We start from the raw sequence: 12,607 nt of genomic DNA, 5'->3' as shown, positions 1-12,607 counted from the left end.
GGAACGACATGACCACGCAAACGACCGCACCGGCCCCGGAATCCACCGGCGCCCCCGTGCTCCGGGCCGAAGGCGTCATCATGCGCTTCGGCGGCCTCACCGCCGTCCGCGACGTCGACCTCACCGTCAACGCCGGAGAGATCGTCGGCCTCATCGGCCCCAACGGCGCCGGCAAGACCACCTTCTTCAACTGCCTCACCGGCCTCTACGTCCCCACCGAGGGCAAGGTCAGCTACAAGGGCACCGTCCTGCCGCCCAAACCGCACCTCGTCACCAAGGCAGGCATCGCCCGCACCTTCCAGAACATCCGGCTCTTCGCCAATATGACGGTCCTGGAGAACGTCCTCGTCGGACGCCACACCAGGACCAAGGAGGGCCTCTGGTCCGCCATCCTGCGCGGCCCCGGCTTCCACCGGGCCGAGGCCAAGTCCCGCGAACGGGCCATGGAACTCCTGGAGTTCATCGGCCTCGCCCACAAGGCCGGCCACCTCGCGCGCAACCTCCCTTACGGCGAACAGCGCAAGCTCGAAATCGCCCGCGCCCTCGCCAGCGAACCCGGCCTGCTGCTGCTCGACGAACCCACCGCCGGGATGAACCCTCAGGAGACCCGCGCCACCGAAGAGCTCGTCTTCGCCATCCGGGACCAGGGCATCGCCGTACTCGTCATCGAGCACGACATGCGGTTCATCTTCAACCTCTGCGACCGGGTCGCCGTCCTCGTCCAGGGCGAGAAGCTCGTCGAAGGCACATCGGAGGTGGTCCAGGGCGACGAACGCGTCATCGCGGCCTACCTCGGAACGCCCTTCGAAGGCGCGCCGGGCGACGAGGAGGTGGCCGAGGTCGAAGCGGCCGAGGCCCAGAGCGCGGCAGGTCCCACCAGCACCACCAGTACCACCAGCGCCACCGGTACCGAAGGAGACACCCAGTGACCGCTCTCCTGGAGGTCCAGGACCTCAGGGTCGCCTACGGCAAGATCGAGGCCGTCAAGGGCATCTCCTTCACCGTCGAAGCCGGCCAGGTCGTCACCCTGATCGGCACCAACGGCGCCGGCAAGACCACCACCCTGCGCACCCTCTCCGGGCTGATCAAACCGGCCGGCGGCACCATCGCCTTCGACGGGAAACCGCTCGCGGGCATCCCGGCCCACAAGGTCGTCGCCCTCGGCCTGGCCCACTCCCCCGAGGGCCGGCACATCTTCCCGCGCCTGTCGATCTTCGAGAACCTCCAGCTCGGAGCGTTCCTCAGGGACGACAAGGAAGGCATCGAGAAGGACATCCAGCGCGCCTACGACCTCTTCCCGATCCTGGGCGAACGACGGAAGCAGGCAGCGGGCACCCTGTCCGGCGGTGAGCAGCAGATGCTCGCCATGGGCCGGGCACTGATGTCGCAGCCCAAGCTGCTGATGCTGGACGAGCCCTCCATGGGCCTCTCGCCGATCATGATGCAGAAGATCATGGAGACCATCGTCGAGCTCAAGTCCCAGGGCATGACGATCCTGCTCGTCGAGCAGAACGCGCAGGCCGCGCTCTCGCTGGCCGACCACGGGTACGTCATGGAGATCGGCAAGATCTCGCTCTCCGGCACCGGTGACGACCTGCTGCACGACGAGTCGGTCCGCAAGGCGTACCTCGGCGAAGACTGAACACGGTCCGCGCAGCACACAGCCGGACGGCCCACCCCCAGTCTCCCGGGGCGGGCCGTCCGGCTGTCGCCTTCGTACTGCGTGCGGACCTGGAGCCCCGCCGGAGCTACTGCTCCTTGGCCGCCTTCTTCTCCTCGGCGTCCTCGATGACCGCCTCGGCGACCTGCTGCATCGACATCCGGCGGTCCATCGACGTCTTCTGGATCCACCGGAAGGCGGCGGGCTCGGTCAGCCCGTACTGCGTCTGCAGCACCGACTTCGCCCGGTCCACCAGCTTCCGCGTCTCCAGCCGCTGCGAGAGGTCGGCGACCTCCTGTTCCAGGGCCTTCAGCTCGGTGAAGCGGGAGACGGCCATCTCGATGGCGGGCACGACGTCGCTCTTGGAGAACGGCTTCACGAGATACGCCATCGCACCGGCGTCCCGGGCCCGCTCCACCAGGTCGCGCTGCGAGAACGCGGTCAGCATCAGGACCGGGGCGATGGACTCCTCGGTGATCTTCTCGGCGGCGGAGATCCCGTCCAGAACGGGCATCTTCACATCGAGGATCACCAGGTCGGGCCGGTGCTCCCGGGCCAGCTCGACGGCCCGCTGACCGTCACCGGCTTCGCCGACGACCGCGTAACCCTCTTCTTCGAGCATCTCTTTGAGGTCGAGGCGGATGAGGGCCTCGTCCTCGGCGATGACGACACGGGTCGTCAGCGGCGGGACGTGCGACTTGTCGTCGTCGGCGACGGGCTGGGGCGACTCGGGGGCGGTCACGGGGGCTCCTCATTCCAAGGCTGGTACAGCTCCCCATGAGCGTACCTAGCTACGGTATGGTGGACGCGCAGCGGGTCAAGGTTAACCTTCGATCCTGCGAGCCCCGGTAGCCCAATTGGCAGCAGGCAATGGATTCAAAACCCATACAGTGTCGGTTCGAGTCCGACTCGGGGCACTTTTCCCTTCGATTCCAAGGTTCAGCCTTGGCAGGCGTTCACTGTTCGCCTCCGCTCCCTTTCCCGCGCCCCGCATTCTGATCCGGGCGATACGCCGGAAAGCCGTCGGCCGAAAGCCGTCTACTTCGGGGAGTCGTCCTCCCCGACATGGTGGACGCGGACCAGGTTGGTGGAGCCCGCGATGCCGGGCGGGGAGCCTGCGGTGATCACGACGATGTCGCCCTTCTGGCAGCGGCCCGCCTTCAGGAGTTGCTCGTCGACCTGCGCGACCATTTCGTCCGTGGATTCCACGTGCGGGCCGAGATAGGTCTCCACGCCCCAAGTCAGGGTGAGCTGAGCGCGTGTTGCCGGGTCCGGGGTGAAGGCCAGCAGCGGGATCGGTGAGCGGTAGCGCGAGAGGCGCTTCGCCGTGTCGCCGGACTGGGTGAAGGCCACGAGCAGCTTCGCGCCGAGGAAGTCGCCCATCTCGGCTGCAGCGCGGGCGACGGCGCCGCCCTGGGTGCGCGGCTTGTTGCGGTCGTTCAGCGGCGGCAGGCCCCGGGCGAGGATGTCCTCCTCGGCGGCCTCGACGATGCGGCCCATCGTCCGGACCGTCTCCACCGGGTACTTGCCGACGCTGGTCTCGCCGGAGAGCATCACGGCGTCCGTCCCGTCGATGACCGCGTTGGCGACGTCGGAGGCCTCGGCGCGGGTGGGCCGGGAGTTGTCGATCATCGAGTCGAGCATCTGGGTCGCGACGATGACGGGCTTGGCGTTGCGCTTGGCCAGCTTCACGGCGCGCTTCTGGACGATCGGCACCTGTTCGAGGGGCATCTCGACGCCGAGGTCACCCCGGGCGACCATGATGCCGTCGAAGGCCGCGACGATCCCGTCGATGTTCTCGACGGCCTGCGGCTTCTCGATCTTGGCGATGACGGGGAGCCTGCGGCCCTCCTCCTCCATGATCTGGTGGACCTCGTCGACGTCCTGGCCGCTGCGCACGAAGGAGAGCGCGATGATGTCGGCCCCGGCCCGCAGTGCCCAGCGGAGGTCATCGGTGTCCTTCTCCGACATCGCGGGGACCGACACCGCGACACCGGGGAGGTTGAGCCCCTTGTGGTCGGAGACCATGCCGCCCTCGACAACCGTGGTGTGGACCCGGGGGCCGTCGACCGAGGTGACTTCGAGGGCGACCTTGCCGTCGTCGACGAGGATGCGCTCGCCGGTGGTCACGTCACCGGCGAGGCCGTCGTAGGTGGTGCCGCAGCTGCTCCGGTCGCCCCGGGCGCCGGGAGCGACGCTGATGGTGAACTCGTCTCCGCGTTCAAGGAGTACGGGCCCTTCGGCGAAGCGGCCGAGGCGGATCTTCGGACCTTGAAGATCCGCGAGGATGCCGACGCTGCGGCCGGTCTCCTCGGCAGCCTTGCGTACGCGGCGGAAACGCTCCTCGTGCTCGGCGTAGCTGCCGTGGCTGAGATTGAATCGGGCCATGTCCATACCGGCTTCGACCAGTGCCTTGATCTGGTCGTACGAGTCGGTCGCGGGGCCCAGGGTACAAACGATCTTTGCTCGGCGCATGGTTCGAGCGTATGCCTTACCGATGGGTAAGTGATGGGTCACACATGACGTCTCAACCACCTTTACGTGAAAGGCTATTGACAACTGTTGAATTGTGCGCGGGTGCGCTCTGATGAGCAATTCCGATGGCCCTGATGCGGAATCACGGCGGCTTCCCGGGCGGGTTTCCCGGTGCGGGCCTCAGAGCGCCGGTGGTGACATGGTGAACCGGGCGTTCACCTGTGCGTACACGGTCTGGCGCTGGGGTTCGAGGTCGATGGACGGTGCGTCGTCCGCCGCGCCGGGTGCCGCCGCTCTGAAGCCGCGGGCACCGGCGAATCCGGGGGCGGGCGGGCGTGCGCCGTCGTCCGCGCCCGGGTCGGAGAGCTCGACGAGGGCGGTCAGCTCGGCGCCGAGTGCCTCGGCGTACTCGCGGGCGCGGGTGACGGCGTCCCGTACGGCCTGCCGGCGGGCTTCGCGGTGTGCGGGCGATCCGGGACGCAGCGCCCACCAGGGTCCGTCCACGCGGGTCAGTTCCTGGCGGGCGAGGCGGGAGGTGAGTTCGCCGAGTGCGGTGAAGTCGTTGAGCACGACGGTGATCCGGACGTGGCCGGAGTAGGCGCGGATCTTTTCGCCCCGGCCGTGCCGGTCCGGTTCGGGGCTGATGGAGAGCGCGCCGCTCTCCAGCTTCTCGACGGCTTCGCCGTAGCCCCTGGCGAGTTCGAGGATGGCGGTGTTGCGCCGGGTGAGGTCGTGCAATGCCGCGCGCCGGTCCTTGCCGCGTGCGCCGGCGGTGACGGTGAGGGTGGCGGTCTCCGGCTCGACTTCGAGGCTGGCCTCGCCGCGCACGGCGACGCGGGGGGTGTCGGGCGTGCCGTAGGGAACCGCGGATCGCGGGGCCGCGGCCCGAGGGTCTGGGTGCTGAGCAGCTGCGTGCTGAGGGGCTGCGGTCTCTGCCGGGTACGGGACTTCGTCGGTCATGGGTACCACTGTCGCACCCCGGTACGACAGTGGGCGGTCACCAGATCGAAACCTGCGGGGGGTGTTGCACCGCGTGGCTCCTGGGTCAGAATCTACGCGCGTTGTGCATGGTTGCTGTCCGCATCTACGCGCGTTGTGCACGTGACTAGGGAGACGAAGAAATGCCGCTCAACCGTAGGACGTTCCTGGGTACTTCGGCCGCCGCGGGCGCGGGTGTGGCCATCGCCGGAGGCACGGCGGCGCCCGCCGCCGCGCAGGGGCACGGCCATGACCACGGGCGTCCGCAGAAGCGGTACTCCTTCACCGTGATGGGGACGACCGATCTGCATGGCCATGTCTTCAACTGGGACTACTTCACGGACAAGGAGTTCGACGACGCCGCGCACAACGATGTCGGCCTGGCGAAGATCTCGACGCTGGTCAGCGGGATCCGCAAGGAGAGAGGCCGCCACAACACGCTGATGATCGACGCGGGCGACACCATCCAGGGCACCCAACTGTCGTACTACTACGCGAAGATCGACCCGATCACGGCCAAGCACGGTCCGGTGCACCCGATGGCGCAGGCGATGAACCACATCGGCTACGACGCGGCCGCGCTGGGCAACCACGAGTTCAACTACGGAATTCCGGTGCTGCGGAAGTTCGAGGAGCAGTGCCGTTTCCCGCTGCTGGGAGCCAACGCCCTGGACGCGAAGACGCTCAGGCCCGCGTTCGCCCCGTACGTCTTCAGGACGCTCCGCACGCCGCACGGCCGGGATGTGAAGGTCGCGATTCTCGGGCTGACGAACCCGGGCATCGCCATCTGGGACAAGGCGAACGTCCAGGGCAAGATGGTGTTTCCGGGGCTTGAGGAGCAGGCGGCGAAGTATGTGCCGCGGCTGCGTTCCATGGGTGCCGACGTGGTGATCGTGGCGGCGCACTCGGGGGCCAGCGGCACGTCCTCGTACGGTGACCAGATCCCGTACGTGGAGAACGCGGCCGCTCTGGTGGCCGAGCAGGTGCCGGGGATCGACGCGATCCTGGTGGGCCACGCGCATGTGGAGATCCCCGAGAAGTTCGTGGAGAACAAGAAGACCGGGAAGCAGGTCGTGCTCTCCGAGCCGCTGATGTGGGGCGAGCGGCTCACGGTCTTCGACTTCGACCTGGTGTGGGAGAAGGGGCGCTGGACGGTCGAGAAGGCCGGTTCGCGGGTGCTGAACTCCAACACCGCGGCCGAGGACCCGGAGCTCGTGAAGCTGCTGACGGACGAGCACAAGAAGGTCGTGGCGTACGTCAACGAGGTGATCGGGACGTCGTCCGCCGCGATGACCACCGCGGACGCGCCGTGGAAGGACGAGCCGATCATCGATCTGATCAACGCCGTCCAGACCGACACAGTGAAGGCGGCGCTGGCCGGTGGTGCGTACGCGGCGCTGCCGGTGCTCTCGCAGGCGTCGTGTTTCTCGCGTACGGCGCAGATTCCCGCCGGGAACGTGACGATCAAGGACGCCGCGGGTCTCTACCCGTTCGAGAACACGCTGGAGGCGCGGCTGGTGACGGGTGCGCAGATCAAGGACTATCTGGAGTTCTCGGCGCGCTATTACGTGCAGACTCCGGCGGGCGGTCCGGTCGACACCTCGAAGCTGACGAACGCGGACGACACTCCGGACTACAACTACGACGCGGTGTCGGGTCTGACGTACGAGATCGACATCGCCAAGGCGGCCGGTTCGCGGATCGCGAAGTTGTCGTTCGGTGGCAAGGCGATCGATCCGACGGCGCAGTTCGTGCTGGCGGTGAACAACTACCGGGCGAGCGGCGGCGGGAACTTCCCGCATGTGCCGGCCGCCAAGCAGCTGTGGGCCAATTCGGACGAGATCCGGAACACGATCATCGCGTGGGTGCAGGCGAAGGGGACCGTGGACGCTTCGGAGTTCGCCTCGGTGGACTGGAAGCTGACGCGGGACGGTACGCCGGTTTTCTAGCGCGGGGACGTGATGCGGGGGTCCGGCCGGGTGTACGCGTCCGGCCGGACCGGGCCGGGTCTGCCCGCAGGCCCGGCCGGTGCCCGTGCGCTCAGCCGCGTTCGGCCAGCGGGACGAGGTCGCTGCCGCTCTTCGGGGGCAGGGCGTGCTCGCGGTCGAGGCCGAAGCTGGTGAACGCGGTGCGCCGGGGCAGCGGGTAGGGGTCGTTCCCGGTCAGGGAGTTGAGGATCGTCGCGCTGCGCCAGGCGGCGAGGCCGAGGTCGGGGGCGCCGACGCCGTGGGTGTGGCGTTCGGCGTTCTGTACGTATACGGAGCCGGTGACGGCGGGGTCGAGGAGCAGCCGGTACTGGTCGTCGATGCGGGGGCGCTCGGACGCGTCCCGTCGCATGTAGGGGTCGAGGCCGGCGAGCATTCCGTCGAGCGGGCGCTCCCGGTAGCCGGTGGCGAGGACCACGGCGTCGGTGATGAGCCGGGAGCGGGAGCCCTGCCGGGCGTGTTCGAGGTGGAGTTCGACCTTGCTGCTGCCGACGCGTCCCGCGGTGCGGACGGTGACGCCGGGGGTGAGGACGGCGTCGGGCCAGCCGCCGTGCTGGGTGCGGCGGTAGAGCTCGTTGTGGATGGCCGCGATGGTTTCGGCGTCGATGCCCTTGTGGAGCTGCCACTGCTGCGGGGCGAGGGAGTCGCGGGCGGACTCGGGCAGCTGGTGGAAGTAGCGGGTGTAGTCGGGGGTGAAGTGCTCCAGGCCCAGCTTGGAGTACTCCATGGGGGCGAAGGCCTCGGTCCGGGCGAGCCAGGTGATCTTCTCGTGGCCTGCGGGGCGGGCCCGGAGCAGGTCGAGGAAGATCTCGGCGCCGGACTGGCCCGCGCCGATGACGGTGATGTGTCCGGCGGTGAGGAGCCGTTCGCGGCTGGCGAGGTAGTCGGACGAGTGCACGACGGGTACGGACGGTGCTTCGGCGAGCGGCTTGAGGGTCTCCGGGATGGACGGCTCGGTGCCGACGCCGAGTGCCAGGTTGCGGGTGTGGGTGCGGCCGAGTGCCTCTGCCTCTCCGTCGGCGTCGAGTTGGGTGAAGTCGACTTCGAAGAGGGCGTGTTCGGTGTTCCAGCGGATGGCGTCGACCTGGTGGCCGAAGTGGAGTCCGGGCAGGCTCTCGCTGACCCAGCGGCAGTAGGCGTCGTACTCGGTGCGCCTGATGTGGAAGTGCTCGGCGAAGTAGAAGGGGTAGAGCCGCTCGCGTTCCTTGAGGTAGCTGAGGAACGACCAGGGGCTGGCTGGTTCGGCCAGGGTCACCAGGTCGGCGAGGAAGGGCACTTGGAGGGTGGCGTCCTCGATGAGCAGGCCGGGGTGCCAGTGGAAGGCGGGGCGCTGTTCGTAGAAGGCGGTGGAGAGTTCGGTGAGGGGGTGGGCGAGTGCCGCGAGGGAGAGGTTGAACGGTCCGATGCCGACCCCCACCAGGTCGTGGGGCTGGTCCAGGGGAGACTGCTGGTCCGTCATCGGGGCGTACTGCCTTCCAGGAGTTTGAGGAGAGCTTCCAGGTCACCGGTGGTGGCGTGGGGGTTGAGCAGGGTGGCTTTCAGCCAGAGGCGGCTGTCCGCGCGGGCCCGGCCGAGTACGGCGTGGCCCTCGGTGAGGAGGGTGCGGCGGATGGCGGCGACGGTCGCGTCGTCCGCTCCGGTGGGGCGGAAGAGCACGGTGGAGATGGTGGGCCGGTCGTAGAGGTCCAGGCCGGGCCGGCTCTCGATGAGGTCGGCGAGTTCCGCGGCGACGGCGCAGGTGCGGTCGACGAGGGCGGCGAGGCCTGTCCTGCCGAGGGCGCGGAGTGTGACGGCGATCTTGAACACGTCGGGGCGCCGGGTGGTCCGCAGGGAGCGGCCGAGGAGGTCGGGGAGGCCGGCTTCGGTGTCGTCGTCGGCGTTGAGGTAGTCGGCCTGGTGAGTGAGGGCGTCCAGGGTGGCGGGGCCGGGGACGGCGAGCAGGCCTGCCGCGACCGGCTGCCAGCCGAGTTTGTGCAGGTCGAGGGTTACCGAGTGGGCGCGTTCGAGGCCGGCGAGCAGCGGCCGGTGGAGTTCGCTGAAGAGGAGCGGGCCGCCGTATGCGGCGTCGATGTGGAGTTCCGCGCCGTGCCGGTCGCAGAGGTCGGCGATCTCGGGGAGCGGGTCGATGAGTCCGGCGTCGGTGGTGCCCGCGGTGGCCGCGACCAGGACCGGGCCGTGGGTCGCGGTGAGTGCTTCGTCGAGCGCGGCGAGGTCGATGACCCCGGAGGGCGACGGGACGGTGAGGGGTTCGGGGAGGCCGAGCAGCCAGGCGGCGCGGTGCAGGGAGTGGTGGGCGTTGGCGCCGCAGACGATCCGGACGGCGCCGTGGCGTTCGCGGGCGAGGAGCAGTGCGAGCTGGTTGGACTCGCTGCCGCCGGTGGTGATGAGTGCGTCGCCCGCCGGGTAGATCTCGGCGGCGATGGCGCGGGTGACGAGGGATTCGAGTTCGGAGGCCGCGGGGGCCTGGTCCCAGGAGTCCATCGAGGGGTTGAGGGCGGAGGCGGCGAGGTCGGCGGCTGCTGCGACGGCGAGCGGCGGGCAGTGCAGATGGGCCGCGCAGCGGGGATCTGCGGGGTCGGCCGCGCCTTCGGTGAGGGCGTGGACCAGGGTGCGCAGGGCTTCTTCGGCGCCGGTTCCGGTGTCGGGCAGTACGGGGTGGGCGGTGGCCCGTACCCGTGCGGCGACGGCTTCCGGGCCCCCGGGCGGCAGCGGGCCGATCCGGTCGGCGGCTCCGTCGTGCAGCGCGTCGAGGACGGTACCGACGAGGGGCCGCAGGGCGTTCGGCCCTGCGGCCCCTCCGGCGAGTGGCGGCGTACTCATACGGGTGTCCTTCGGTGCGCTGGGGGCTGTCACCCCAGCCTGTACGGGGGACAGGCGGCGCGCCCGAAGAGCACAACGAGCTCAACCCGAAAGTGGTATTGCCCTGGTGCGGGGGGAAGTTGGAGCCTCCTGTGGTGTACAAGGGGCTGCCGACCCGCACCTGCGGTCAGGCCCCGCGGACCTCCAGGGCGCGCCGCAGGTCGTCGAGCTGGTCGGTGAGTTTGCGGCGCAGGGCGGGGATCATGTCGGTGTCGCGCAGGCAGGCTTCGCCGCGTGCGAGGGCTTCGGCGGTGATCTCGTACGCGGGGAACGCGTACCGTCCGGCGGCGTCGGCGATGGCCGGGCCGCGGCGGTCGGCGAGTGCGACCGCGTCCGCGTAGTAGCGCTCGGCGTACTCGGCGACGAGTGCGCTCTGTTCGGGCTGCCAGAAGCCGCGGGCGGTGGCGATGAACAGGTAGTTGGAGAGGTCGTCGGAGCTGAACATCCGCTGCCAGGCCGCGGCCTTGGCCTCCGGTGCGGGCAGCGCGGCCCGGCAGCGGGCGGCGCCCTCCTGTCCGGTGGCGCTGATGTCCCGGTCGAGTTCGGCGTCGATGGCGCTCTCGTCGACGGCGCCGAGGGCGGCGAGGCGCTGGAGGATGCGCCAGCGCAGTTCCGGGTCGAGTTCGGGGCCGCCGGGGACTCCGCCGTCGTCGAGCCAGGCCTGGATGCCGTCGGGCTGGGTGGCCGCGTCGATGAAGTGGCGGACGGCGATGAGGCGGAGTCCGGCGTGGTTCCCGTCCTCGGTGCGGCGGATGAGTGCGCGGCAGATCGTGCTGAGGGTGGCGAGTGCGGCGGGCCGTTCGGCGGGCGGCAGGTAGCGGTCGGCGATCTGGGTGGCGGCGAAGGCGAGGACGCCCTGGACGACGGCGAGGTCCGACTCGTGCGGGAGGTGGGCGAGCGCGGCGTCCAGGTAGGCGGCGGGCGGCAGTTCGCCGTCGCGGACCATGTCGCGTGCGGCGTTCCAGACGACGGCGCGGGTCAGCGGGTCGGGGAGGCCGGAGAGCGCGCGTACGGCGGTCTGCCAGGAGGTGGCGTCGAGGCGGACCTTGGCGTAGGTGAGGTCGCCGTCGTTGAGGAGGAGCAGGTCGGGGCGGCGGCCCTGGAGGGGCGTCGCGGTGCCGGCGCCGTGCTCGGCGGGGACGTCGGGTTCGAAGCGTTCGCGCAGTACGAGGTGGGCGGGGTCGACCGGGTCGTGGTCGTAGGCGCCGACGGCGATGCGGTGGGGGCGGCTGCCATTGCGGGCGATGCTGAACGACCAGTTGTTGTCGGTCTCGGTGACGGTGGGGGTGAGGGTGTCGACTCCGGTGGTGCCCAGCCACTGCGCGGCCCAGCCGTGGACGTCGCGGTCGGTGGCGGACGCCAGGTTGTCGATGAAGTCGGCGAGGGTGGCGTTGCCGAAGCGGTGCCGGGCGAAGTGGGCGTTGATCCCGGCGAGGAAGTCCTTCTCGCCGAGCCAGGCGACGAGTTGGCGCAGGGCGGATGCGCCCTTGGCGTACGAGATCCCATCGAAGTTGAGCATCGCGGACGCGGTGTCGGGAACGAGGGCCGGGTCGGGGGCGACCGGGTGGGTGGAGGGGCGCTGGTCCGCGTCGTACCCCCAGCTCTTGCGGGCGATGGCGAAGTCGACCCAGGTGCCGGTGAAGCGGGTGGCTTCGGCGAGGGTCTGGTAGCCCATGTACTCGGCGAAGGACTCATTCAGCCAGATGTCGTCCCACCACTGGAGGGTGACGAGGTCGCCGAACCACATGTGGGCCATTTCGTGGGCGATGACCATGCCGCGGGTCTGCCGCTCGGTGTCGGTCACGGCGGAGCGGTAGATGAACTCGTCGCGGAAGGTGACCAGGCCCGGGTTCTCCATGGCGCCGGCGTTGAACTCCGGGACGAAGGCCTGGTCGTACGAGTCGAAGGGGTACGGCTCGTCGAACTTCTCGTGGTACCGGTCGTAGCAGGCGCGGGTGATCTCGAAGATCTCGTCGGCGTCCGCGTCGAGGTGGGGCGCGAGCGAGCGGCGGCAGTGCAGGCCGAAGGGGAGCCCGGCGTGCTCGGTGGTCACGGAGTGCCAGGGGCCGACGGCGACGGCGACGAGGTAGGTGGAGATCAGCGGGGTCGGGGCGGCCTGCCAGCGGCCGCCGTCGGTGCGCCGGGTGACGGCGTTGGCGAGGACGGTCCAGTCCTCGGGTGCGGTGATACCGAGCTGGAAGACGGCTTTGAGGTCGGGCTGGTCGAACGCGGCGAACACCCGCTGGACGTCCTCCATGAACAGCTGGGTGTAGACGTATGTCTCGCCGTCGGTGGGGTCGGTGAACCGGTGCATGCCCTCGCCGGTGTGCGAGTAGCGCATCACGGCGTCGATCAGCAGCTCGTGCTCGCCGGGCGCGATCCCGGTGAGCGGGAGCCGGTTCCCGGAGAGCGTCCCGGGGTCGATGGGCTGTCCGTCGAGGGTCACGGAGCGCAGCTCGGCGGGCTTGACCTCGACGAAGGTGTCTCCGCCCGCGCGCGCGGTGAAGCGGATGGCGGTGCGGGAGTCGAAGGTGTCATCGCCCTGCGTCAGATCGAGGTCGATCGTGTACCGCTGGACATCGAGGAGCTGGGCTCGGAGCTGCGCTTCATCGCGCGTCAGTACGGACATGAACCCCATCGTGCCGTACGC

The 12,607-nt window shown here is 69.6% G+C and carries 9 protein-coding genes and 1 tRNA gene; 4 read left to right on the top strand and 6 right to left on the bottom strand.

The genetic code is table 11. The annotated features are described in order from the left end of the window. Positions 1–8: 8 nt before the first annotated feature. Together OG210_RS24945 and OG210_RS24940 are read left to right on the top strand one after the other, a co-directional pair. On the top strand, positions 9–929 hold the full coding sequence (locus OG210_RS24945) for an ABC transporter ATP-binding protein (RefSeq protein WP_328325526.1): 921 nt from the start codon (positions 9–11) through the stop codon (positions 927–929). Continuing rightward, positions 926–1,642 carry an ABC transporter ATP-binding protein gene (locus OG210_RS24940; RefSeq protein ID WP_328325527.1) on the top strand — a complete coding sequence of 239 codons (717 nt, stop codon included), beginning with the start codon at positions 926–928 and terminating at the stop codon, positions 1,640–1,642. Before OG210_RS24945 ends, OG210_RS24940 begins: the two co-directional genes overlap by 4 nt. 106 nt (positions 1,643–1,748) lie before the next feature. Here OG210_RS24940 and OG210_RS24935 read toward each other — a convergent pair whose 3' ends face one another. Next, positions 1,749–2,402 (bottom strand): ANTAR domain-containing response regulator, encoded by a 654-nt coding sequence (locus OG210_RS24935; protein ID WP_266858039.1) that lies wholly within the window; start codon positions 2,400–2,402, stop codon positions 1,749–1,751. Positions 2,403–2,502: 100 nt separating this feature from the next. On the opposite strand from OG210_RS24935, the gene OG210_RS24930 reads away from it, so the two are divergent. Continuing rightward, positions 2,503–2,577: transfer RNA gene (locus OG210_RS24930), tRNA-Leu, on the top strand. A 121-nt stretch (positions 2,578–2,698) separates the two neighbouring features. Here OG210_RS24930 and pyk read toward each other — a convergent pair. Together pyk and OG210_RS24920 are read right to left on the bottom strand one after the other, a co-directional pair. Then, positions 2,699–4,135 (bottom strand): pyruvate kinase, encoded by a 1,437-nt coding sequence (pyk, locus tag OG210_RS24925; protein WP_328325528.1) that lies wholly within the window; start codon positions 4,133–4,135, stop codon positions 2,699–2,701. Positions 4,136–4,315: 180 nt separating this feature from the next. Further along, on the bottom strand, positions 4,316–5,095 hold the full coding sequence (locus OG210_RS24920; protein ID WP_371538758.1) for an SIMPL domain-containing protein: 780 nt from the start codon (positions 5,093–5,095) through the stop codon (positions 4,316–4,318). A gap of 161 nt (positions 5,096–5,256) precedes the next feature. On the opposite strand from OG210_RS24920, the gene OG210_RS24915 reads away from it, so the two are divergent. Further along, on the top strand, positions 5,257–7,062 hold the full coding sequence (locus OG210_RS24915) for a 5'-nucleotidase C-terminal domain-containing protein (protein WP_328325530.1): 1,806 nt from the start codon (positions 5,257–5,259) through the stop codon (positions 7,060–7,062). Between the two features lie 91 nt (positions 7,063–7,153). On the opposite strand, the gene OG210_RS24910 is transcribed toward OG210_RS24915, so the two are convergent. The 3 genes from OG210_RS24910 to pepN all read right to left on the bottom strand — a co-directional run bounded on the left by OG210_RS24910 (position 7,154) and on the right by pepN (position 12,586). Beyond that, positions 7,154–8,557, bottom strand: coding sequence for a SidA/IucD/PvdA family monooxygenase (locus tag OG210_RS24910; RefSeq protein ID WP_328325531.1), 1,404 nt, complete (start codon positions 8,555–8,557; stop codon positions 7,154–7,156). After that, on the bottom strand, positions 8,554–9,918 hold the full coding sequence (locus tag OG210_RS24905) for an aminotransferase class V-fold PLP-dependent enzyme (RefSeq protein ID WP_328325532.1): 1,365 nt from the start codon (positions 9,916–9,918) through the stop codon (positions 8,554–8,556). The genes OG210_RS24910 and OG210_RS24905 overlap by 4 nt, the downstream gene beginning before the upstream one ends. A gap of 166 nt (positions 9,919–10,084) precedes the next feature. After that, a complete protein-coding gene (pepN, locus tag OG210_RS24900) occupies positions 10,085–12,586 on the bottom strand; it encodes an aminopeptidase N (protein WP_328325533.1) in 2,502 nt (833 codons plus the stop codon). Positions 12,587–12,607: the final 21 nt, after the last annotated feature.

The organism is Streptomyces sp. NBC_00466 (assembly GCF_041433995.1).
Lineage (GTDB): Bacteria > Actinomycetota > Actinomycetes > Streptomycetales > Streptomycetaceae > Streptomyces.
Note: the sequence above shows the minus strand (reverse complement) of the source record. Positions and strands in the feature narration are given on the sequence as shown.

What these genes read in the sequence shown, in the direction of transcription:
- OG210_RS24945 (WP_328325526.1), top strand. Translation starts at nt 9, where the DNA reads ATGACCACGCAAACGACCGCACCGGCCCCGGAATCCACCGGCGCCCCC.
- pyk (WP_328325528.1), bottom strand. Translation starts at nt 4,135, where the DNA reads ATGCGCCGAGCAAAGATCGTTTGTACCCTGGGCCCCGCGACCGACTCG.
- OG210_RS24920 (WP_371538758.1), bottom strand. Translation starts at nt 5,095, where the DNA reads ATGACCGACGAAGTCCCGTACCCGGCAGAGACCGCAGCCCCTCAGCAC.
- OG210_RS24915 (WP_328325530.1), top strand. Translation starts at nt 5,257, where the DNA reads ATGCCGCTCAACCGTAGGACGTTCCTGGGTACTTCGGCCGCCGCGGGC.
- OG210_RS24910 (WP_328325531.1), bottom strand. Translation starts at nt 8,557, where the DNA reads ATGACGGACCAGCAGTCTCCCCTGGACCAGCCCCACGACCTGGTGGGG.
- OG210_RS24905 (WP_328325532.1), bottom strand. Translation starts at nt 9,918, where the DNA reads ATGAGTACGCCGCCACTCGCCGGAGGGGCCGCAGGGCCGAACGCCCTG.
- pepN (WP_328325533.1), bottom strand. Translation starts at nt 12,586, where the DNA reads ATGTCCGTACTGACGCGCGATGAAGCGCAGCTCCGAGCCCAGCTCCTC.